Origin of the sequence: Bacillus zhangzhouensis (assembly GCF_000715205.1) — a bacterium.
Taxonomy (GTDB): domain Bacteria; phylum Bacillota; class Bacilli; order Bacillales; family Bacillaceae; genus Bacillus; species Bacillus zhangzhouensis.
The window spans coordinates 38,399-60,590 of record NZ_JOTP01000019.1 but is presented as its reverse complement, the minus strand read 5'-3'; the positions used below and the strand labels follow the sequence as shown (position 1 = coordinate 60,590).

Genomic DNA, 22,192 nt, shown 5'->3' with positions numbered 1-22,192 from the left:
CAACGGGAGCTACAGGTGCAACGGGAGCAACCGGAGCAACGGGAGTAACCGGAGCAACGGGAGTGACCGGAGATACAGGACCAACGGGAGCTACAGGTGCAACGGGAGTAACCGGAGCAACGGGAGCAACGGGAGCAACGGGAGTAACAGGAGCCACGGGAGTGACCGGAGATACAGGACCAACGGGAGCTACAGGTGCAACGGGAGCAACCGGAGCCACGGGAGCCACGGGAGCCACGGGAGCCACGGGAGCCACGGGAGCAACCGGAGCAACGGGCGCCGCAGGAATAGCAGGAGCAACCGGAGCGACGGGAGACACAGGTGCAACGGGAGCAACCGGAGCCACAGGAGCCACAGGAGCCACGGGAGCCACGGGAGCCACCGGTCCAACCGGAGCCACGGGAGCCACCGGCGTAACGGGAGCCACAGGAGATACAGGTCCAACCGGAGCCACGGGAGCCACGGGAGCAACCGGTCCAACCGGAGCCACGGGAGCCACGGGAGCAACCGGTCCAACCGGAGCCACGGGAGCCACGGGAGCAACCGGTCCAACCGGAGCCACGGGAGCCACGGGAGCAACCGGTCCAACCGGAGCCACGGGAGCCACGGGAGCAACCGGTCCAACCGGAGCCACGGGAGCCACGGGAGCAACCGGTCCAACCGGAGCCACGGGAGCCACGGGAGCAACCGGTCCAACCGGAGCCACGGGAGCCACGGGAGCAACCGGTCCAACCGGAGCCACGGGAGCCACGGGAGCAACCGGTCCAACCGGAGCCACGGGAGCCACGGGAGCAACCGGTCCAACCGGAGCCACGGGAGCCACGGGAGCAACCGGTCCAACCGGAGCCACGGGAGCCACGGGAGCAACCGGTCCAACCGGAGCCACGGGAGCCACGGGAGCAACCGGTCCAACCGGAGCCACGGGAGCCACGGGAGCAACCGGTCCAACCGGAGCCACGGGAGCCACGGGAGCAACCGGTCCAACCGGAGCCACGGGAGCCACGGGAGCAACCGGTCCAACCGGAGCCACGGGAGCCACGGGAGCAACCGGTCCAACCGGAGCCACGGGAGCCACGGGAGCAACCGGTCCAACCGGAGCCACGGGAGCCACGGGAGCAACCGGTCCAACCGGAGCCACGGGAGCCACGGGAGCAACCGGTCCAACCGGAGCCACGGGAGCCACGGGAGCAACCGGTCCAACCGGAGCCACGGGAGCCACGGGAGCAACCGGTCCAACCGGAGCCACGGGAGCCACGGGAGCAACCGGTCCAACCGGAGCCACGGGAGCCACGGGAGCAACCGGTCCAACCGGAGCCACGGGAGCCACGGGAGCAACCGGTCCAACCGGAGCCACGGGAGCCACGGGAGCAACCGGTCCAACCGGAGCCACGGGAGCCACGGGAGCAACCGGTCCAACCGGAGCCACGGGAGCCACGGGAGCAACCGGTCCAACCGGAGCCACGGGAGCCACGGGAGCAACCGGTCCAACCGGAGCCACGGGAGCCACGGGAGCAACCGGTCCAACCGGAGCCACGGGAGCCACGGGAGCAACCGGTCCAACCGGAGCCACGGGAGCCACGGGAGCAACGGGAGCCACGGGAGCCACGGGAGCCACGGGAGCCACCGGTGCAACTGGATCGAGTGCGATTATTCCGTTTGCATCAGGTTTACCTGTCGCTTTAACAACGATTGCAGGCGGTCTAGTCGGGACATCTAGTTTGGTCGGCTTTGGTAACTCTGCAACTGGAGTCAGTATCTTAGGTGGTATCATCGACTTAACAGGTGCAGCAGGTACTCTTCTAAATATGGCATTCTCTGTACCAAGAGATGGTACTATTACTTCATTTGCCGGATACTTTAGTACCACGGCAGCATTGGCTTTAGTCGGCACGAGTATTACAGTAACAGCAAGTTTATTTGCTTCACCGACACCAGATAACAGCTTCACTCAAATAGCGAGTGTCACGTTGGCACCACCATTAACTGGGATTCTCACTATTGGTGCTATTTCAAACGGCATCGCTACTGGTCTGAATGTGCCAGTTACAGCACAAACAAGATTACTGGTTGTATTCTCTGCGACTGCAACAGGCTTATCCTTAGTTAACGCTGTAGCAGGCTATGCGAGTGCTGGTTTATCCATCACGTAATAGACACAAAGGGATGACTCGATTTGAGTCGTCCTTTTTGTTTGAATGAATTTTCTCTCAACTTCGTAAGAAAAAATGATATGATTTTCTTAGAGTCTATTCGATGAATCTACTTGAATTAGGGGTTGTGGCGGTGAGGATGGGCAAAAGGAAAGTCACTTTACAAACGAAAATATTTGGATTAATTATCGGGCTTTTGCTAGTTGTCATTGCTTTATTGACCATTTGTTTTGGTTTTTTACAGACATCAGAAAGACAGGGACAAGCTGAACAGCTGGCGGTGCAAACCGCTAGAACGATATCATATATGCCGCCAATTAAAACTTCGGTGGCCACATTAGCATCCCAAAATGAAGAACAGGTAGTGCTTGAGCAAATGAAGGAGCAAGTAAGAGCGCACGCTATCTTGATCACCAATCAAAAAGGAAAGGTCCTTTTTCATACGAATCATGAGGATGTAGGTAAAACCATCAGTGTATCGGAAGGAAGGAGTACTCTGCTGTTTGGAGGAACCTCCATATCGACTGGTGATTCTGACGGTGAAACGGTTGTCAGAGGCAGTGCGCCGATTATGAAAGAAACTGGACAGCACGAAGAAATTATTGGGACAGTTACCGTCGAATTTTTGAAAAAAGAGATTGATCAAGCAACAGCCCATCAACTTTTTAAACTTAGTTATATAGCACTTCTCGTTTTGCTCCCTGGCCTATTCGGAGCGATTTTTTTAACAAGGAGTATTCGAAAAGATACATTAGGGCTTGAACCACATGAAATTGCATCATTATACCGAGAAAGAGAAGCGATGCTGCTTGCCATTAAAGAGGGGATTATTGCGTTTGACCGCAAAGGTGCGATGACGATGATGAATACGTCAGCTGAACACATGCTGCGCGTTTCATCAGAGCGCCCCCTTCATATTGACCAAGTCTTGCCAAATGCCAATCTTCTATCCTATTTAACGGAAGAGACGATTGAGCCTAACATAGAGACAGTCGTCAATAATAAAACCTTTGTGTTAAACGTGAAAAAAGTTAAGCAGGACAATAGAGTATTCGGAGGAATTGTGAGCTTCAGGGAGAAAACAGAGCTGACGAAGCTGCTGGATACATTAACAGAGGTAAGCCAATATTCAGAAGACCTTAGAGCGCAAACACATGAGTTCTCAAATAAGCTGTACGCCATTTTAGGCTTGCTTGAGCTGAAACAAGTGGATGAAGCGATCGACTTAATTAAGGAAGAATATACGCTGCAAAATCGTCAGCATGATTTACTCATGAAGCAAATTCGTTCTCCTAAAATACAAGCTATTTTACTCGGGAAATTAGGAAAGGCATCTGAGAAAAAGGTCCATTTCCACATCGATGAAAATAGTTCATTGGAGCCGCTACCCGCTCATTTGAGTCTATCTCACTTTATCACCATCATTGGCAATCTTGTAGACAATGCCTTTGAGGCCGTATTAAACAAGGAAAAGCGAGAAGTAGGTCTGTTTATCACAGATATTGGATTTGATATTATTATAGAAGTTTCCGATTCAGGTGATGGCATCAATGATAAGGAATTATCACACATTTTTACAAGGGGTCATTCGTCAAAGGGAGAAGGGCGAGGCTATGGACTAGCTAATGTGAAAGAAGTATTGGATGAACTTGGGGGCTGGATTGAAGTCTCGAACCAAAAAGAAGGCGGTGCCATCTTCACTGTATACATACCGAAAGGCACAAAGGGGGAATAGATTGTGATGAAGGTACTCATTGCGGAGGATGATTTTCGAATCGCTGCCATTCATGAATCCTATATACAAAAGATACAGGGCTTTCAAGTCGCCGGAAAGGCAAAAAGTGCAAAAGATATGTGGGAGGCGCTTCAAAAAGAACAGATAGATCTCATCTTGCTTGATGTGTATATGCCTGATGAGCTCGGTACAAACCTGTTGCCGCTTTTAAGAGAACGCTATCCTGAAGTAGATGTGATCATTATCACCGCTGCAACAGAAACGATGCTTTTAAGAGATGCCCTTCATTATGGAGTGGTTCATTATTTAATCAAACCGGTGACAGCCCAAAAGTTCACGCAAGTCTTAACCGAATATAAAGAAAAGAAAGACTTAATCAATTCAAAGGATGAAGTCAATCAAACGATGATCGATCTGTTTTTTGGGCAAATGCAGGAAGAATCAAAACAAAAGGATGACCGGGACCTGCCAACAGGCATCAATTCACTCACCTTGGAAAAAGTGAAAACACTGATGGCATCGGAGAATAACGGAATTACAGCGGAAGAACTCGGAGAAAAAATGGGCGCATCACGCACAACAGCGAGACGTTACGTAGAATATCTCGTGACAACGGGAGAATGCCGGGCAGAGCTTGCATACGGGATCATTGGCAGACCAGAACGAAAATATTATCCTGCCAAAAAGCAAGCGGAGTCTTAAAAGATGAAAAAAGGAATGCTCCTAGTCATCATCATCTTTCTTTCTATGACGCTCACCTTTAATGAAAAAACAGCAGAAGATTCTTTCTTGCAGCATAGCCCATTATATATTGTAGTGTCTGGTGTACCTGACGGTGGATTTGACCAAACGGCCCAGGTAATGAAATCAGTGCTTGAACAAGAGAAGCTGGTGAAACGGCCTGTGAACATCCTTTATCAAAGAGGCGGGACGGTGGATAAGGGATGGACTTATATGATGGAGCGAGATGCCAATTATATTAGTTTAAATTCAAGCTTATTATTGAGCCGTAATTTGCTTGGAAGCAGTAACGTGACAATGAATGATGTCACGCCACTTGCGATTCTTGCGGAAGAGTGGCAGGTCGTCGCAGTCCCAGTGGATTCTCCTTTTGCAAATGGGAAGGAGCTATTAAACACATTAAAGAAGAAACCGGATTCCTTAAAAATTGGATTTGCCCCAGACTTCGGAAATGATGATCAAATCTCGTTCGCACGGGCAGCAGAAATGGCAGGGATTGATCCATACCGCATTCAATTTTTGAAATTTGACAGTGCAGATTATTTATTTCAGGCGCTTATTGACCATGAGGTGGATGCAGCAACAACAACGATTACAGAGGTTCGTCATGATTATGAAAAGAAGAGGCTAAAACTCATAGCGACCACAACCAATCAGCGTTTAGAGGGATTTGAAGATGTGCCTACTTGGAAAGAGCAAGGAATCCCACTCATCTTTTCTCATTGGCGTGGTGTCATGGGACCCAAGCAAATGAATCAGCACGAGATTCGTGAATGGGATCAGCTTCTTCAAAAAATGACACAGACTACGTCCTGGAAAAAGCAATTAAAGCAAAAGGGCTGGACAGGTCGCTATATGAACAGTAAAGAGGCGAAGGTCTTCATGGAAGATCAATTAAGGCGTTATGAGCAATTTATACAAGGAGAACAAGCGGTCAAATGAGACCGCTTTTTTTCATGGAATCGAGGAACAACAACGAATGCACAAAATGAACAAAAAGCATTTATCGACCGAAAAAGAATTAAAATTCATAATATTTACTTCAATTCAGGCGTCAGATATCATGACAGAAAGGGTTGGAAATGGGATACCGACAATTAATGAAAGCGTATACAACATAAGGGGTGAACAAAGTGTTAGCAATTTTAGGATTTCTTATGATGGTTGTATTTATGGTTTTGATTATGACGAAACGTATGTCTGTTTTAACGGCATTGGTGTTAACACCAATTGCATTTGCTCTTATTGCAGGTTTTCATTTTACTGAAATTTCAGACATGATTGTCAAAGGTGTGCAGCAAGTCGCTCCGACAGCGGTCATGATCATGTTTGCGATTTTGTACTTTGGCATTATGATTGATGCGGGTTTATTTGATCCGATGGTGGCGAAAATCTTAAAAATCGTCAAAGGCGACCCATTAAAAATTGTTGTCGGAACAGCTGTCTTGACCATGCTTGTCGCACTTGATGGTGATGGGACAACGACGTACATGATTACAACAACAGCGATGCTTCCGTTATTTACACTGCTTGGCATACGACCGATTATTTTAGCGGGAATTGCCGGAGTTGGCATGGGAATTATGAATACGATTCCATGGGGCGGTGCCACACCTAGAGCGGCGAGTGCACTTGGTGTCGACCCTTCACTTTTATTTGGCCCGATGATTCCAGTCATTGGCGCAGGGGTTTTGAGTATGATTGTTGTGGCATACTTTCTTGGAAAAGCCGAAAGAAAACGCCTTGGTGTCATTGAGCTTGACCAGCCGATCCATGCAAATGAAATGGCAGCGGCACTGCAAGATGACATCAAACGACCGAAACTTTGGTGGTTTAACCTAACACTTACTTTGTTATTGGTACTTTTGCTTGTATCAGGAAAAGTCAGCCTAACCGTTCTATTTGTTCTTGCTTTCTGTGTGGCGATTATCGTGAACTATCCGAACTTAGATCAGCAGCGTGAGCGGATTGCGGCTCATTCAACAAACGTCTTAGCGATTGCTTCGATGATTTTCGCAGCAGGTGTTTTTACAGGCATTTTAACCGGGACGAAAATGGTAGATGAAATGGCGATCTCCATTGTATCTGCGATTCCAGAGCAGCTTGGCGGATTTATTCCAGTCATTGTCGCGTTAACAAGCGGGATATTTACTTTCTTTATGCCGAATGATGCATACTTTTATGGGGTGCTGCCGATCCTATCAGAAACAGCGGCAGCATACGGTGTCGATAAAATTGAAATTGCCAGAGCTTCTATTATTGGTCAGCCGATTCATATGTTAAGTCCACTTGTTCCATCGACTCATTTGCTTGTTGGACTTGTTGGGGTATCACTGGATCAGCATCAGAAATTTGGGATGAAATGGGCTGTGCTTGCAGTCGTCGCCATGACCGTTATGGCGATTCTGATTGGAGCCATCTCCATCTGGTAAATAGAAGAGTGTTCTGCTGTCCGAGCAGGCACTCTTTTTTAGGTCATATTGCCGAGCAAGCTTCTTTCATTTGCCCTATAGAAAGAAATGCCTGTTCCTCCTAAAGATTTATTTTTGAAAAATGCTGACACTTTTGCTGTTTTTTTCTTTATAATGCAAATCAACGAAGGGAGAGGATAGCATGTCCAAACGAAAAGGCACGATTCTTTTTGCTGCTGTATGCCTCATATCAGGCAGTTTGTCGATGGTGACCCCAGCTTCAGCTAATGCAGACACCCCTTATTATGGAAAAAGTTATGAACAGCCAGCCTCAGTCAAAAAGCTATACCCTGAGCCTGATGAGACGTTCGACACCCCTGCCTTTCAGAAAAAAGGAGACGCATTTACGACACAAGAAGAGCTTCAACACTTCTTACGTGACATTGTCCGCAAAAGTCCTTACGCCACGCAAAAACAGATTGGAACATCCATTGAGGGTCGATCCATTCCAGCCCTCTACTTTACAAAGGATCGTCATATCTCTCCACTTTCAAAAAAGCCAACGATCTGGCTACAAGCACAAATACATGGAAATGAACCAGCCTCCGGTGAATCTGCTCTTGTTATCGCGAAACGACTAGCAGGTGATGAAGGAGAGCGTATACTGAGCCATGTCAATATCATCATTGTCCCAAGAATCAATCCTGATGGTTCTTATGCATTTGACCGCAGGCTTGCAAACGGAATGGACGGGAACCGTGATCATATGACATTAGAATCTCCAGAACTGATAGCCTTGCATGAAGAATTTAATCGTTATGCGCCAGAGGTGGTCATTGATGCCCATGAATACGATGTAGGCCAAAAGCAGTTTGAAAATGTTGGCTCATCAGGCGCCCTCAAATATCACGATTTGCTCATATTATCAGGGAAGAATTTGAACATTCCGGAAAGCATTCGTCTGACATCAAATGAGTTGTATGTGAACGGAGTTCGGGAAACGCTGACGAACAAAGGATTTTCTAACGACCTATATTATACAAACACGAGAGGGAAGGATGGAAAGATCGACCTCTATGAAGGCGGAACGGATGCACGAATTGGCCGGAATGCCTTTGCACTCTCGCCAGCTCTATCGTTTCTTGTAGAAAGCAGGGGGATTGGAATTGGAAGAGAAGACTTTACCCGCCGCGTCGCAGCACAAGTCACCACTCATGAAAAAATCATTAAGACAACAGTGAAGCATGCCAAACAAGTGAAGCAGCAAATGGTAACCGAGCGGCTGAAGCTGGTGAAAAAAGGTCTTCAAACAAACGATGACGATCAAGTGGTCATTCAAGATGATTTCAAAGCACCTGTGAACGATTCACTGGAAATGGTGGATATTGAGAAAGGACAGACCATCGATGTCCCTGTGCGTTTTCATAGTGCGAGCGATGCTGTTCCAGTCTTGACGAGAGAACGACCGACAGCTTATCTCATCCTTCCGGGACATGAAGGGGTAGAAAAGAAGCTCAGAACATTAGGATTAAAAAGTGTCACATTGCCTGTTGGCGTGAAAGTGCCAGTACAAGCCTATCAGGTGACAAAACGAGAGGAAAAGAGCAAAACGGATATTCAGCTTGAAACAACGCTCGTTGACAAGAAACGTCAGCTGCCAAAAGGAACGAAGGTATTTGTCACGGCACAGCCACAAACCAATTTGCTGTCACTTGCCCTTGAACCAGAATCAAAAGATAGCTATATGTCATCAGGGTTTATCGCTTCAAAAGCAGGGGATGAACTGCCAGTTTACCGTTTCTTGCTTCATCAAAAGACGTTAGGGATCAAATGAAAAAGCGGCACGCATTGTGCCGCTTTCACTATTTTCGTCCAGCTCTTATCTCATCTGTCATGCCTTCATACGGTGCTTCTGCGATAATCGATTCGTCATTTACACCTGCATGATTCATATACGTAATGTCTGCGAATTCTGGAACAACATATTTCGGATAAGTTTCGTATTTTTCACGAGATTCTTTCATGAGATCGATGTAGTCATTTTGATAGCAAACCGTGATATCTGGACGTTCATGCACCCATTTTGGGAAGAAGATGACGCCATGCATGCGTTTTTCTTCAGGCATAAAGTTCAGAGAGACGTCTGTCCCCGTTGGTTCTGTCCAAGAGACTTTGTAGACGCCTTTTGTCAGCTTCACAATATTCACTTCTTGATCACGAACCCAGCGGCCTCCAACCATCCCACTATGAATACGATAATCAATGGTGTGATCATTTTTAATGTAAATCTCATATTCCCAGCCATTTTCATACGTATAAATCATATGAAGTCCAACGAATTGATCCATGTTTATTCCTTCTTTCATTAGAATGATGTTGTTTCAAACATGTCATGATTTACATGTTTACTTTAGTGTGTATGGTATACTATTGTCAAAGAATATGCGTTGGAGGTCCGTCATGAGAGTACTGAAATATGCCATTCTTGGCTTACTAGATCAGCGTGAGCTGACGGGATATGATATGAAGAAACACTTTGAAGATTCCCTTGGACAGTTTTGGAGTGCGAAGCATAGTCAAATATACCCTGAATTAAAGCGGCTAACAGAAGAGGGTTTTATTGAATTTGATATTCACATACAAGGAAAGAAGCTAGAGAAGAAGGTTTATCAAATCACTGATGCAGGAAAAAGAGAACTGCATGAATGGTTAAGGACAAAAGACCCGATTCCAGAAACAACAAAGGATGAATTTATGCTAAAAACATTCTTTATCTCCTCCATGGACAAAAAGGAAGCGGTGGATCTGTTTACACATCAACTACTAGAGCGGACCAAGAAAGTAGACATGCTTGAACAGAAGCTGAATGCTTTAACGGAGGAAGATCCTTCCGCTGAATTGCTTCATTCAGCGCAATTCGGGCATTACTTAGTGCTGACAAGAGCAATTGAAAGAGAAAAAGGCTATGTCCGCTGGCTCCAAAAGACCCTTGAGCTCATGGATTCATCTATTGTCTAAGGACAATGGTCGGATGATATGATAAAAAATGGTTTGAAACAAGTGAATTTCTTAATAGAAACCGCTACAATGGATATATTCGTATTAAAGTGAGGCGAGTATGTTTGAGTAACCAAGAAGCGTTGTGGAATGAAGCAGAAGCTTTTATTTCTTTATGCTATGAAGAATTAGACAAATCAAATGAAGAGAAAGCAGCACGTCTGCATGAAATAAAAAAAGACATTGAGTCTGAAGGCATCTATACTCATACGCCGGAGGAATTAGCTCACGGGGCTAAAATGGCGTGGCGGAATAGTAACCGCTGCATTGGCCGTTTGTTTTGGTCGACGCTGCATGTTCATGACTGCCGGCATGTGAGGACAGAAGATGAGGTGAAAGAGGCGCTCTTTCATCATATTGAGTATGCGACAAATGGTGGGAAAATCAAACCGTCCATTACAATCTTTCCGCCAGAGCACGAGGGACAGAAGGAAGTTGTCATTTACAATCATCAGCTTGTTCGTTATGCAGGCTATGAAACGGAATATGGCATCATCGGAGACGAGGCATCGCTTGAATTAACAAAGTTATGTGAAGCCCATGGCTGGAAAGGTGAGGGCACGCATTTTGATATTCTGCCTCTCATGTTTCAGCTAAAAGGTCAGCCGCCCGTTCTGTATGATCTTCCGAAAGAGATCGTTCAAGAAATCGAGATTACCCATCCTGAATATGAAGGATTTCGTGATTTAGGATTGAAATGGTACGCTGTTCCGATCATTGCTGATATGAAGTTAGAGATTGGCGGCATCCATTACAACGCTGCACCGTTTAATGGCTGGTATATGGGAACAGAAATTGGCGCACGTAACCTAGCGGATGAAAATCGCTACAACATGTTGAAAAAAGTCGCTTCTATTTTAGGGCTGGACACGACAAAGAATGCGTCACTTTGGAAGGACAAAGCCATTGTGGAATTGAATGTGGCGGTTCTTCATTCTTACCGCGAAGCAGGGGTGACCATTGTCGATCACCATACAGCTGCTCATCAATTCAAACAGTTTGAAAAGCAGGAAGAGAAGGCCGATCGCAAGCTGACTGGAGATTGGACATGGCTGATTCCGCCGGTATCACCAGCTGCTACCCACATCTTCCACCGGCATTATGACAATACCACTCTGAAACCGAATTATTTTTATCAGGAAAAGCCCTATCATGGGACAGAAAAAGCCTAGCGAGAGCTAGGTTTTTTCTGTAAAATGAATCCTTTGAATGATGCCTCTGTTGGGATTTTATGGTTTAATGAAAAGGAATTGAAAAAGGGGGAATGATGATGAAAAAAGTCACATTGATGATGTTAGCGGCTGTATTAAGTATGACAGGATTTTTACCGTTATGTGCTGAAAGAGCAAATGCAACTGATGTAGGTTCAGTGGTTCAAAACTCCGTCGATTTGAAGGTCACAACCGACCGTTCAACTTACTCTTCGCTTCATCCTCAAATCAATGTCAACATGGCGACAACGACAAATGAAACGCTCTATTATACAGCAAGTATACGAAAGCTTACGTTCCCAGTGACACCTGCCTTCACACACCAAGGGTCTATCTCTAGACAAGCAGCTTTCACAGCACCTACTCGTTTGTTTCTTCCTAACAGTGGATCAGCAAATTATGATGTTCATGTGAGCCTGTATAAAGACGCTTCACGTACAACGCTAATCGGTTACTATGTTGCAAACCCATTTACTGTTGTGAAATAAAAAGTACACATCGTTATACATTATCCTTTTATTCGGAAGTTCTTATAATAGGCTAGTTCGGTGAGCGGCTCCATCTGTATATCTGTCACTTTTGAAAAAGGACTTCCTTTCCGGACTGTCTCTAAGAAGTCATGAACCGCTTGCTGCTCACCTTCTACTTTTAACTCGACATGACCTTCATCTGTGTTGCGCACCCAGCCTTTCATCCCACGATTGTTGGCTTCCCCTTGAACAAAATAACGAAATCCGACACCTTGCACCCGTCCTTTTACAATGGCGTAATAATGAATCAATGTCATCTCTCCTTTTTTCTCATCGTATCATAGCCTTTATCTTACCTTCACGCATCGACTATGATTTGGCTGTCAAACGATGTAAAATAAAAGCAATCAGACAACCGAAGGAGATGGCCATAGTGGGACAGAAAAGGTACGACATAGAAGGAATTCAAGTAGGACAACCGATCACCATTCATGCAAATGGAAAAGAAATCAAAACAGCCATCAATAAAAGGCGCATTTACGAGCCTGTCTATTTGAACAGGCTCAATTTTGAAGGAGATGGTCAGGGTGATTTGGTTCATCACGGAGGCTATGATAAAGCGATCTGCGTCTTTCCATATGATCATTATGATTACTTTGAGCAATTTTTAGGGGTACCGTTACAGGAGGCGGCCTTCGGTGAGAATTTGACAGTGCATCAGCTTGTGGAGACAAAGGTGTGCATTGGAGATGTGTTTCAGCTTGGAGAAGCGCTTGTTGAGGTTAGTCAGCCAAGACAGCCTTGTGTGAAGCTATCTCTTAAGCACGGCAACATGAAGCTTGTGAAGGAAGTGCAGCAAACAGGGTATACAGGCTTTTATTTGCGTGTGTTAAAAGAAGGAATGGTGTCGCCTGATGAACCTCTTGTGTTAGTTGAGAAAGCGTCCCATCAGATTACGGTCCATGAAGTCAACGAAGTCAAATACCATCAAGCTGATCCACAGAGGCTGAAAGCCGTTCTAGAAGTAGAAGCCTTGGCAGATGCAGTGAGGAAGTCATTAGAAAAAAGAATCCATCATATTTAAAAAAAGCCGTACATCAGCACAAGATGTACGGCTTTCCAACATTTATGAGCTTGGTTTCTTTTGCTCAAGAAGATTTGCAAGGAAAAAGGTTTTAAAGCTTTGAAGCTTTCTTCCTTCATGCTTGGTCACACCAAGCTTCTTTAATTCTTCGACATACCAGCCTTTGCTACCATAATGCATGATAGAAAACTCCTTTCAATGGAAACTGCCTGCATTGTAACATCTCAAAAAAGGACGTGAAAACTGTGCAGGTGTTCAGAAATGAAAACTGATTCTATCTGCCTATGATCCATGTATATGCTGGAAATGATGAATTATGAATTTGGTGGATTGAGGGTGACAATGATCATGCCGATCGTCATAATCATGATGACAACACCAAGATACGTCATCATGGATTGTTTTTTCTTGAGACCCACAACCGTTAAGATAATACTTTCGATGAAAAAGATGACACCGATGATGATGAACCACATATCAAATAAGACCCCTTTCACATATCTTTGCCTATTTTACCACAGGCATTTTTGTTTAGTCATGACAGATTCGTGAAAGGGACACGAAAAAAATCCCCTCCAGTGAAAGGAGAGGATGGATGGACTTACAGCTTCGTTAAAATAATCGGTTCGTCTTTTGTGATCACAATCGTATGTTCAATCTGTGCCACCATGCTTTTATCTGGCGTTTTAAATGTCCAGCCATCATCGGCCTGATAAACGGATTCAGCATTTGTTGAAATAAAAGGTTCAAAGGCAATAACGGTGCCATTCTTAAACAAAGCATTATCGAAAGGATCATAATAATTCAAAATATGGTTTGGTGCTTCGTGCAGATTTTTCCCAATGCCGTGTCCTGTTAGGTTTTTAATCACTGTAAACCCTTGTTCTTTGGCGGTATTGTAAACCGCACGGCCAATTTGGTTTTGTCTTTTACCGGCTTTTGCATGCTTTAACCCTTCTAGGAATGCATCCTCTGCACACTGGCATAATGCTTCAAGCCGAGCATCACCTGTACCTAGTACGAATGAAATTCCAGTATCGGAATAATATCCGTCAAGCTCTGCTGAGATATCAATATTAATGAGGTCGCCCTCTTGTAAAATGGTTTTTTCACTTGGAATACCATGTGCGACTTCATCGTTCAAACTAATACATGTGGTACCAGGGAAGTCATATTCCTTTTCAGGCGCTGAATTGGCTCCATGCTCTTCTAAAATTTTTTTTCCAATCAAATCTAATTCCTTTGTAGACATGCCTGGTTTCGCTTGGCTTTTCATTTCTTCTCTTGCCAAAGCAACAATTCGGCCAACTTTTTTTAAGGCTTCTAACTCATGATCATGTTTGACAATCACTGCTCATTCCCGCTTTCTATAACTTCATTCTATTCAATAGCTTACCACATTTTACGCAAAAAGAGTAAAGGGCGGGACTTCAATTAGATATGGACAAATTGGTATAGATAACTAGATGTGCATATGATATATTTTTTATGAACATCATGAGAAATTTGCTCATGATGATGACGAAGGGGGGAGACATCAGATGGTGTTTCAGTTTTTTCAAAAGTTAGGAAAATCATTTATGCTTCCAATCGCTGTGCTTCCGGCAGCAGGCATTATTTTGGCCATTGGGCGGGAGGATGTATTCAATATCCCGTTTATTCATGCGGCAGGTAATGCAATTTTTGCGAACTTGGCTTTAATTTTTGCAATGGGTGTGGCGATCGGCATTTCAAAGGATGGTAACGGGGCAGCGGCGTTATCAGGTGCCATCTCTTACTTTATTTTGTCAGCCGGCACAACGTCGATTAACTCAACCAACAATATGGGGGTATTGGGTGGTATTTTATGCGGGCTTTTGGCAGGTTACGTTTACAATAAATTTAAGGATACAAAACTGCCGGAATACTTAGGCTTCTTTAGTGGAAGACGGCTTGTGCCAATTATGACAGCACTTTTCACCATTTTATTAGCAGCCGTTTTTGGATATGTATGGCCTCCGATTCAAAGTGTGATCAATGATTTAGGAGAATGGATTTTAAGTCTTGGTGCAACGGGTGCGGGGCTGTTTGGTTTCTTTAACCGATTGCTGATTCCATTAGGACTTCACCATGTGCTTAATAACTTATTCTGGTTTCAATTTGGGGACTTCAACGGGGCAACAGGGGACTTAGCGCGATTCTTTAAAGGAGATCCAAGTGCAGGTGTCTTTATGACCGGGTTCTTCCCAGTGATGATGTTTGGTCTGCCAGCGGCATGTTTAGCCATGATTGTAACAGCAAAGCCAGAAAAGCGAAAAGCAACAGCTGGTCTGATGATTGGAATGGCGCTAACGTCATTTATTACAGGGATCACAGAACCAATTGAATTTTCATTTATGTTTTTATCTCCACTTTTATATGGTGTCCATGCTATATTAACTGGTCTGTCACTCTTTATCGTGAACACCCTCGGAATTCATAGCGGCTTCGCCTTTTCAGCAGGTGCGATTGATTACGTCTTAAGCTTTGGCATTGCTCAAAAACCGATCATGCTGCTTGTGGTTGGGGTGATTTATGGCGTTATTTACTTTGTCGTCTTCTATTTCCTCATTAAATTGTTAAAGCTGAAAACACCAGGCAGAGAAGATGATGACAGTGAAGATATCCCAGCAGATGATACTATTACTGCCGGAGCGAGTATGCTCGTAGAGGGACTTGGCGGTAAAGACAATATCACGAACATTGATCATTGTGCTACCCGCCTTCGCTTAACAGTAGAGGATACGAATTTATTGAACGAAGGCACATTGAAAAAAGCAGGTGCCAAAGGGGTACTAACTTCAGGGAAAACATCCGTACAAATCATCATTGGAACGAATGTGGAATTTGTCGCAGATGATCTCCGCAAGGAAGTCGATCGAGATTAAAAAAAGCGTTCAGCCAGGTCAAATGGGCTGAACGTTTTTTTGTTTGCGCTGTTCGATGACTAAAACAATACTGATGACAACAAGTAAAAACCATGAACTGATTTTCCCTAAATGTACGAGAGACCAAGCGTGCTGTTGATTTGGGTATTGCCATGCCCCTAAAAAGGTGGTGACATTTTCAGCAATCCAAATGAAAAAACCAATCAAGAGAAATGAAACAACAAGCGGCATTCGAAAGGTAGATGAACCAACCTGAAAGGAAACCATCGTTTTTCGAAACACCACAACCAGGAGCAATGTCAGGCACCAGCGAAAATCATAGATCCAGTGATGAGTAAAGAAATTTAGATAAATACATAAACTGATTCCAATTGAAAGAAATGGATAAGGCCAAGCGGTCACCTCTACGCGAAGTCGTGAAAGTGCCTGATAAATATAGCTTGCCACGCTCGCATACATAAAGCCGCTATAGAGAGGAACACCAAAAATTTTCGTATAAGCATCCTCAGGATAGGACCAAGAACCCATATGTACTTTATAAATTTCTAAACCTATTCCAATGAGATGAAATAAACAAATGACCTTCAGCTCAGTCAACGTCTCTAGCCGAAGCGTCAGCATGAGGATCTGTGCCATGAGACAAAGCAGAAGAATGAAATCATAGCGATGAAGAAAATGAATAGACACCGTCTTCGATAGTGCAAGTGCTGCAAAGATCATGACGGGGAATAGGCACGAGATGGCCTGTAAATAGGCGAAGTGGAATAAAGTTTTCATACATGTTCAAACCCCTTTTATCTGTCTGAAATGACTTAGACGGTTAAAGGAAGGGGAAAGTTTACCTCGATTAGATATTCATGAACAATTTGTGAATATATATGTGAAAAAGATCACAAATTAAATATTACGTAGTATAATAAGATCATAAAGAAAATGTGAAATATTTCACATAAATTAAAAGGAGGCATCATCATGTTTACAAAATTTTTACAAACGAATGTGTGGGCAGCCGTTATACTTTTGGCAGCAAGACTTTATATCGGATGGACTTGGCTGACATCTGGTATTGGAAAACTAACAGGCGGATTCGATGCATCAGGATATTTGCAATTTGCGATATCTGAACCCGTTGTCAAAGATGGCCATCTTGTTTATCCGTTCTATGTATGGTTTTTAGAAAATGTCGCTTTGCCAAATGCCGGACTATTCAGTGCCATGGTCATGTGGGGAGAAATCTTAGTTGGTCTAGGGTTAATTGTTGGATTGTTCACAACAACGGCAGCCTTTTTCGGTAGCATGATGAATGTCTCTTTCTTACTAGCTGGAACCGTCTCTGTCAACCCACTTCTTCTTATTATTGCCGTCATCATCATGGCAGCGAAAGGGAATGCCGGAAAACTCGGCCTTGATTATGTAGCAGGCCCAGTCCTTAAGCGAAAACTGCAAAGAAAGCCGCATTTAGAAGTGGCATCTTAATAAAGGAAAGCATCCTGAGCGAGAACTCAGGATGCTTTTTATTTAGAAACCGGCTTTGATGAGGTTAATATGCACCACAGTCAGCTCGTGCTGGCTGATATCTGGATCATGTCCGACGATAAATTCGAGCTCATAATCACCGGTGCGGTAAACGTATTTCTTCTCTTTTGTTTGTAGGATGGTGCTCACTGAATCGGCCGGTCCAAGCTGTTTCTTTAATAGGGAAGGGGTCATTCCGCCGATATTCGTTTCTTTTTCTACATTTGTACCGAAATAACGGATTTCGTCAATTTTGCCTTTTTTGTCATAGTGAAAAGCAAATCCTGGATTCCCCATTTCAGCATGATACAAATCAAAGCTGCTTTGACCTGTTTCTGGATAAGGCTTTCCTAGTTTATGATGAACGTCTTTTTTTGTTTGAACGCCTATTTTGAGCCCTTTTGCATAGTAGGGCATTTGTCCTTTATGCGCCAGCTCATAAATGCTGTTTAGCGCGGCTTGAGGACCTTGGGGAATGGATTGTTCTGCCGTCGTTTTGGTCATGGTGTGTGCTGAGATCGCAGGGCTGAAACCGAATAGGGCGGAAGAAGCAAGTGAGGCGTATACGACAAAAGCTGCTGTTTTTTTCATGAAAAATCCCTCCTTGATCTCCTATACCCGGTGCAATAAGGATCAAACGTCAAAAGAACCAGCTGATCAAGGATCGGCTGGTTCTTTGATGAAGAAAGTTATTTTGAAGAAGAGCTGGATTCATCTTTGGCGGAAGAGGAATCTTCTTCATCCTGTACTTTCTTTGTATAGTCATACTTATTGCGATCAATCGGTGTAAAGCCTTTAGGCTTGTAGAAACGGAGTAAATCTTCAGTGACGATCTTATCAGATGTCTCTAGCATCTTTTTCACCGTTTCATTTTCTTGTGATGCTTTTTCAGTTGGCTCGATTTTCTCGCCTGTTTTGTTGCTGTAATAGCTATTGCCTACTTTCGTGTAGTCCTTTGACACGAAGTCTCCATTTCTAAATGGCACAAGCTCTTTAAAGTTATTCGATAAGATATCAGAACCAGACATTAAATAGTTCTTCGTATCATCGCCGAGCAGGTGCAGAAGGGTTGGAGCGATATCGACTTCACCAGAGTATTTATGAATCTGTCCGCCTTTCACACCTGGCACATGAATAAAGAGCGGCACACGCATGAGCTGGGCATTTTCATAATCTCCAATTTTTTGTCCAGTCACTTTTTCCATGGCTTCATTATGGTTTTCTGAAATACCGTAATGGTCGCCATACATAATGACCACTGTATTGTCATATAGACCAGATTTTTTCAAGTCTTTGAAGAACTGTTCAATAGCTTCATCTAAATAATGAGCAGATTGGAAGTAGTTATCGACGACAGAGTCTCCGAAATCACCAGGTTCGAAATCGGTATCACCTTCATCCATGCCAAATGGGAAGTGGTTCGATAACGTAATGAATTTCGAATAAAACGGCTGCTTTAGATTTTCAAGCATTGGCATTGATTCTTTGAAGAACGGTTTGTCTTTCAAACCATAGTTCTTCGTATCTTGCTCGTTCATATCGTAGTACTCAGAATCGTAAAATCTGTCATATCCAAAGGACTTAAACATTTCATTACGGTTCCAGAAGGTTTTCGTATTCCCGTGGAATTCTGCTGACGTGTATTGATCCTTCTTCAAAATACCAGGAAGTGCCTGATACGTGTTTTGCGCTTTGTTAATAAAAACAGAGCCTTGTGATAATGGGAATAGCCCAGTATCCATCATAAATTCGGCATCAGACGTCTTTCCTTGTCCTGTTTGATGGAAGAAGTTATCAAAGTAAAACGTTTTGTTGTCATGTGCCAATGAATTAAGGAATGGAGTGACTTCTTTTCCGTTCACTTTGTAATCAATGACAAAGTTTTGCAGAGATTCAAGAGAAATCGTAATCACGTTCATGCCCTTCGCTTTCCCGTAATAAGCCGGGTTTGGATCAGCGCTGTTCGCTTTTAAATAATTCTCTACATCTGTCACATCATTTGAATTTGCCAGTGCACGCTGGCTGTTTGATTTCACATTTTGAATGGCATCAAACACGGTAAAGTTATAAGCACCCAAATATTTGACTAAATAATTGCGGTCGAACGATCTTGATAAGAGTTCTGGACGATCAATCTCTGCAGCGACTAAGTTGACAACAAAGATCACAACAGAGGACGCAAGAACGAGTCTAAACGATTTTGACTTTTGAACAGGTACAGTTGCTGTACTTGTTTGCTGCTGCCTTTTCATGCGGACTGCGAGTACGATCAAGATGATTGTATCGATAAAGTAAAATACATCAGTCCAACGCATGAGTGAAAATGCACTATCACCTAATTGTCCGCCATTCGTTCCTGCCTGCATCACAACAGGCAGCGTGATAAAGTCATTGAAGAATCGATAGTACACGATGTTTGCGTATAGTAAAAAAGACATGAAAAAGTGAATCACAATGATAGCGGCAGGCTGCCATTTTTTCTTGAACAATAAAGCAAAGCCAAGAAAGAACAAGCTGGAGCTAATAGGATTCACGAAAAGCAAAATATGCTGAAGCATATTTGATATACCAAGTTTGAATTCGATTAAATAAGCTGTATACGTTTTGAGCCATAGTAGGATGGCTGCAATCACAAAGAAGCCGAGGCCTCTTTTTTGAATAAATGTTTTCATATAAACACTCCTTTTCTCCGTTAAACGGAAGAGGCGGAACGAAAGAAAACGAACCATTAGAATATACCACGAAATCCACAAATAGAAAAGTCATAACCGGTGAAGAGCGACAGCAGCCTGTCCGAGCAATAAAAGGAAAGAAATCGAAAATATTCGATCTTCGAAAAAATTTTTATGAAATTTATCCTAATATTAACAGAAAATTCAGTAATTTTCCTGTTGTTATATCAATAAAACAGGCAAAAAGACACAAGTCTAAAGAATTAATTTGATTTCTACAATGGTGCTTTTGAGATAATTTCCAGTGTTTATTAATGTTTATGCAAGTTAAGTAAAAAAAATGAGTAAATGAACAGCGAATTAAGGTGGATAAAAATTCCTGATAAATAATATATCGATATATTTTGTTGTTTCACAAACAAAATGGTTTTGATGTGTTTTGTAAGGGTTTTATTTGTTTTGATGAGTGAACAAATTATCCGAATATACTTAAGTGAACATTTTGAGACTATAAACTTTTCAATTGAAGTCGATATAGAGATTGACAGGAAATCTTCCATTGAAAGGATTGATAGTATATGACTGTACGAGCAGAGAACCTCGTTCAGAACTGGTTTCCGAGTGAGGACGGAAATGCAGAAGAGCGTAAAGAATTTATCAAATTAATGGAACAGATCATTTCAGGGGTCGATCACCTGAAAGATCCGAACCGTGCTCACCTAAAGGGTGAAAAGAATCGTGGAGAGGATTTTTATCAAAAGCTTACTGAAACAAGTCAAATTCCGGTGAACGGACAAAAAGCGGAACTTGTGAATGAAGAATTACTTAAGCTTTTACATAACCATCCATACCACACAAAGTATTTCTTTACGAACATTTTGCCAATGGCAAGTACACCAGGAATTCTAGGCATGCTGACGGCTATGCTGGTAAATGGAAACAACCTATGGGATGTTTATGGACCAGCAGGTGCGGAAGCTGAGGTCAGAGTGGTCTCAATGATGTCTAAACTCATCGGATATGATCCAAATGTGAGCGGGGGATACACAACATGGGGAGGTCAGGGGGCTATTTTCTCAGGACTTCGTTTAGCGATTGCGAAAGTCGCACCGGAGTCATTACGAAAAGGCGTCCCACAAAATCTTTATGCGTTTTGTTCTGATGCAGCACATTACAGCTTATTTAAGTCAATGGAAGCAACAGGACTTGGCACAGACAATTTAATCAGAATTAAGACGAATAAAGATCATTCAATGGATATGGAAGATTTGCGTTGTCAAATGGAACGTGTTGCACAAAATGGCGGGATTCCCGTTTATATTGTGGCAACAACCGGAACAACAGATGCCATTGCAATTGATGATGTAAAAGGGGTACGTGAATCAGCAGAAGCTATTGCTGAGAAGTATGGTCTAAAGGTGCCGCATATTCACGCAGATTCGGCGCTTGGCGGATTCTTTGCTTTCTTTAATGAGTATGATGTATCTAAAAACCCGCTGCAATTCTCAGACGGTGTTCTTCGTATGCTAAAAGAAATCAAAGCGAAATTCGAACATCTTTCTCTTGCAGACACGATGTGCTTTGATTTTCAAAAGCTCGGTCAAACACCTTACACATCTAGCTTATTCTTAGTGAAAAACGCTGCTGACTTAAAGCGTTTGGACCTAGAAGAACAAGAGACACCATATGTTGGACATAGGGGCTACGGGGAATACCATACGGGTTATACACTTGAATGCACAAGAATGGGAAGCTCTATCAGCATGCTGAGTGTACTGTTAACGTTTGGGATTGAAGGCTATCAGCGCTTGCTCGGGCAATTTTTAGAGGTGAACCTTGCATTCAGAGAAGCACTCAGTCAGGAAATTCCGCAAGCAGAAGTCGTAAATGATGACAACGTCGGAATGGCTACATTGTTTAGAATTTACCTAGACGGCTCTCCGCGCTTTAAAGAAGAAATTTCCGGCGAGGCGACTTCAATGGAAATTGAGCGGAACAATCAATTGAACAAAATGCTGTTTGAAAAGCTTGGAGAGAAAAGAGACGAAATGTTCTTTGGCGATACAACGAAGTTTTTACTTGTGAACGCGAAAGAAGGTCAAGAATTCTATCTAAGTGTAAGTAAGTTTTTTGTGATCTCACCTTATACGTTACCGGAGCATATCCCTCATATCGTATCTTATTTAAAAGATGTAATTGCATCTGTTTGTGGACAATTTGAAAGTGTACATGCTTAAATC

The 22,192-nt window shown here is 43.6% G+C and carries 21 protein-coding genes; 13 read left to right on the top strand and 8 right to left on the bottom strand.

The genetic code is table 11. The features are described from left to right. The 6 genes from BA70_RS14315 to BA70_RS14290 form a co-directional block, all read left to right on the top strand. Positions 1 to 2,150 (top strand): exosporium glycoprotein BclB-related protein (locus BA70_RS14315; RefSeq protein ID WP_034323556.1); only part of this gene is annotated, 2,150 nt, incomplete at its 5' end. 139 nt (positions 2,151 to 2,289) lie between these two features. Continuing rightward, on the top strand, positions 2,290 to 3,885 hold the full coding sequence (locus tag BA70_RS14310) for an ATP-binding protein (RefSeq protein ID WP_034323553.1): 1,596 nt from the start codon (positions 2,290 to 2,292) through the stop codon (positions 3,883 to 3,885). Positions 3,886 to 3,888: 3 nt separating this feature from the next. Beyond that, positions 3,889 to 4,587, top strand: coding sequence for a response regulator (locus BA70_RS14305; protein WP_034323551.1), 699 nt, complete (start codon positions 3,889 to 3,891; stop codon positions 4,585 to 4,587). Between the two features lie 3 nt (positions 4,588 to 4,590). Continuing rightward, the gene (locus BA70_RS14300; protein WP_034323549.1) at positions 4,591 to 5,568 is read left to right on the top strand and encodes a tripartite tricarboxylate transporter substrate-binding protein; all 978 of its coding nucleotides are present in this window, start codon (positions 4,591 to 4,593) and stop codon (positions 5,566 to 5,568) included. Positions 5,569 to 5,759: 191 nt separating this feature from the next. Continuing rightward, the gene (locus BA70_RS14295; RefSeq protein ID WP_034323547.1) at positions 5,760 to 7,058 is read left to right on the top strand and encodes an Mg(2+)/citrate complex secondary transporter CitM; all 1,299 of its coding nucleotides are present in this window, start codon (positions 5,760 to 5,762) and stop codon (positions 7,056 to 7,058) included. Positions 7,059 to 7,239: 181 nt separating this feature from the next. Next, on the top strand, positions 7,240 to 8,871 hold the full coding sequence (locus BA70_RS14290; protein ID WP_034323544.1) for a M14 family metallopeptidase: 1,632 nt from the start codon (positions 7,240 to 7,242) through the stop codon (positions 8,869 to 8,871). Positions 8,872 to 8,899: 28 nt separating this feature from the next. On the opposite strand, the gene BA70_RS14285 is transcribed toward BA70_RS14290, so the two are convergent. Next, complete coding sequence (locus BA70_RS14285) at positions 8,900 to 9,385, bottom strand: phenolic acid decarboxylase (protein WP_034323542.1); 486 nt, start codon at positions 9,383 to 9,385, stop codon at positions 8,900 to 8,902. A gap of 112 nt (positions 9,386 to 9,497) precedes the next feature. On the opposite strand from BA70_RS14285, the gene BA70_RS14280 reads away from it, so the two are divergent. The 3 genes from BA70_RS14280 (at position 9,498) to BA70_RS14270 (ending at position 11,793) form a co-directional block, all read left to right on the top strand. Further along, positions 9,498 to 10,055 (top strand): PadR family transcriptional regulator, encoded by a 558-nt coding sequence (locus BA70_RS14280; protein WP_034323540.1) that lies wholly within the window; start codon positions 9,498 to 9,500, stop codon positions 10,053 to 10,055. A 104-nt stretch (positions 10,056 to 10,159) separates the two neighbouring features. Continuing rightward, positions 10,160 to 11,266, top strand: a complete 1,107-nt coding sequence (locus tag BA70_RS14275) for a nitric oxide synthase oxygenase (RefSeq protein WP_034323537.1) — start codon at positions 10,160 to 10,162, stop codon at positions 11,264 to 11,266. 98 nt (positions 11,267 to 11,364) lie between these two features. Further along, positions 11,365 to 11,793 (top strand): hypothetical protein, encoded by a 429-nt coding sequence (locus BA70_RS14270; protein ID WP_034323535.1) that lies wholly within the window; start codon positions 11,365 to 11,367, stop codon positions 11,791 to 11,793. A gap of 20 nt (positions 11,794 to 11,813) precedes the next feature. On the opposite strand, the gene BA70_RS14265 is transcribed toward BA70_RS14270, so the two are convergent. Further along, positions 11,814 to 12,086, bottom strand: coding sequence for an acylphosphatase (locus tag BA70_RS14265; RefSeq protein WP_034323532.1), 273 nt, complete (start codon positions 12,084 to 12,086; stop codon positions 11,814 to 11,816). Between the two features lie 122 nt (positions 12,087 to 12,208). Between BA70_RS14265 and BA70_RS14260 the strand changes: the two genes are divergently transcribed. After that, complete coding sequence (locus BA70_RS14260) at positions 12,209 to 12,859, top strand: MOSC domain-containing protein (RefSeq protein WP_034323530.1); 651 nt, start codon at positions 12,209 to 12,211, stop codon at positions 12,857 to 12,859. A gap of 42 nt (positions 12,860 to 12,901) precedes the next feature. Here BA70_RS14260 and BA70_RS19610 read toward each other — a convergent pair whose 3' ends face one another. The 3 genes from BA70_RS19610 to map form a co-directional block, all read right to left on the bottom strand. Then, the gene (locus BA70_RS19610) at positions 12,902 to 13,039 is read right to left on the bottom strand and encodes a YflJ family protein (RefSeq protein ID WP_078061733.1); all 138 of its coding nucleotides are present in this window, start codon (positions 13,037 to 13,039) and stop codon (positions 12,902 to 12,904) included. Positions 13,040 to 13,173: 134 nt separating this feature from the next. Then, positions 13,174 to 13,335, bottom strand: coding sequence for a hypothetical protein (locus BA70_RS20360; protein WP_099727680.1), 162 nt, complete (start codon positions 13,333 to 13,335; stop codon positions 13,174 to 13,176). A gap of 125 nt (positions 13,336 to 13,460) precedes the next feature. Next, complete coding sequence (gene map / locus BA70_RS14255; protein WP_034323528.1) at positions 13,461 to 14,210, bottom strand: type I methionyl aminopeptidase; 750 nt, start codon at positions 14,208 to 14,210, stop codon at positions 13,461 to 13,463. A 190-nt stretch (positions 14,211 to 14,400) separates the two neighbouring features. Here map and nagE point away from each other — a divergent pair, with 190 nt between their 5' ends. Next, a complete protein-coding gene (nagE, locus tag BA70_RS14250; protein ID WP_034323526.1) occupies positions 14,401 to 15,765 on the top strand; it encodes an N-acetylglucosamine-specific PTS transporter subunit IIBC in 1,365 nt (454 codons plus the stop codon). Positions 15,766 to 15,783: 18 nt separating this feature from the next. Here the strand turns inward: nagE and BA70_RS14245 are convergent, their stop codons facing one another. Then, positions 15,784 to 16,542, bottom strand: coding sequence for a DUF817 domain-containing protein (locus BA70_RS14245; RefSeq protein ID WP_034323523.1), 759 nt, complete (start codon positions 16,540 to 16,542; stop codon positions 15,784 to 15,786). 195 nt (positions 16,543 to 16,737) lie between these two features. Here BA70_RS14245 and BA70_RS14240 point away from each other — a divergent pair, with 195 nt between their 5' ends. Then, positions 16,738 to 17,241, top strand: a complete 504-nt coding sequence (locus tag BA70_RS14240) for a DoxX family protein (protein ID WP_034323521.1) — start codon at positions 16,738 to 16,740, stop codon at positions 17,239 to 17,241. Between the two features lie 42 nt (positions 17,242 to 17,283). Here the strand turns inward: BA70_RS14240 and BA70_RS14235 are convergent, their stop codons facing one another. Both BA70_RS14235 and ltaS read right to left on the bottom strand, forming a co-directional pair. After that, complete coding sequence (locus tag BA70_RS14235; RefSeq protein ID WP_034323519.1) at positions 17,284 to 17,871, bottom strand: YjgB family protein; 588 nt, start codon at positions 17,869 to 17,871, stop codon at positions 17,284 to 17,286. A gap of 98 nt (positions 17,872 to 17,969) precedes the next feature. Next, positions 17,970 to 19,952 carry a lipoteichoic acid synthase gene (ltaS, locus tag BA70_RS14230; RefSeq protein ID WP_034323516.1) on the bottom strand — a complete coding sequence of 661 codons (1,983 nt, stop codon included), beginning with the start codon at positions 19,950 to 19,952 and terminating at the stop codon, positions 17,970 to 17,972. Between the two features lie 578 nt (positions 19,953 to 20,530). Here ltaS and BA70_RS14220 point away from each other — a divergent pair. After that, positions 20,531 to 22,189 carry a pyridoxal phosphate-dependent decarboxylase family protein gene (locus BA70_RS14220; protein WP_034323511.1) on the top strand — a complete coding sequence of 553 codons (1,659 nt, stop codon included), beginning with the start codon at positions 20,531 to 20,533 and terminating at the stop codon, positions 22,187 to 22,189. Positions 22,190 to 22,192 lie beyond the last annotated feature (3 nt).

Excerpts from the sequence above, each read along its gene's own strand:
- BA70_RS14270 (WP_034323535.1), top strand. The coding sequence starts at position 11,365 with ATGAAAAAAGTCACATTGATGATGTTAGCGGCTGTATTAAGTATGACA.
- BA70_RS14290 (WP_034323544.1), top strand. The coding sequence starts at position 7,240 with ATGTCCAAACGAAAAGGCACGATTCTTTTTGCTGCTGTATGCCTCATA.
- BA70_RS14220 (WP_034323511.1), top strand. The coding sequence starts at position 20,531 with ATGACTGTACGAGCAGAGAACCTCGTTCAGAACTGGTTTCCGAGTGAG.
- BA70_RS20360 (WP_099727680.1), bottom strand. The coding sequence starts at position 13,335 with ATGTGGTTCATCATCATCGGTGTCATCTTTTTCATCGAAAGTATTATC.
- BA70_RS14310 (WP_034323553.1), top strand. The coding sequence starts at position 2,290 with ATGGGCAAAAGGAAAGTCACTTTACAAACGAAAATATTTGGATTAATT.
- ltaS (WP_034323516.1), bottom strand. The coding sequence starts at position 19,952 with ATGAAAACATTTATTCAAAAAAGAGGCCTCGGCTTCTTTGTGATTGCA.
- BA70_RS14245 (WP_034323523.1), bottom strand. The coding sequence starts at position 16,542 with ATGAAAACTTTATTCCACTTCGCCTATTTACAGGCCATCTCGTGCCTA.
- BA70_RS14280 (WP_034323540.1), top strand. The coding sequence starts at position 9,498 with ATGAGAGTACTGAAATATGCCATTCTTGGCTTACTAGATCAGCGTGAG.
- BA70_RS14285 (WP_034323542.1), bottom strand. The coding sequence starts at position 9,385 with ATGGATCAATTCGTTGGACTTCATATGATTTATACGTATGAAAATGGC.
- BA70_RS14240 (WP_034323521.1), top strand. The coding sequence starts at position 16,738 with ATGTTTACAAAATTTTTACAAACGAATGTGTGGGCAGCCGTTATACTT.
- BA70_RS14300 (WP_034323549.1), top strand. The coding sequence starts at position 4,591 with ATGAAAAAAGGAATGCTCCTAGTCATCATCATCTTTCTTTCTATGACG.
- BA70_RS14235 (WP_034323519.1), bottom strand. The coding sequence starts at position 17,871 with ATGAAAAAAACAGCAGCTTTTGTCGTATACGCCTCACTTGCTTCTTCC.
- BA70_RS19610 (WP_078061733.1), bottom strand. The coding sequence starts at position 13,039 with ATGCATTATGGTAGCAAAGGCTGGTATGTCGAAGAATTAAAGAAGCTT.
- nagE (WP_034323526.1), top strand. The coding sequence starts at position 14,401 with ATGGTGTTTCAGTTTTTTCAAAAGTTAGGAAAATCATTTATGCTTCCA.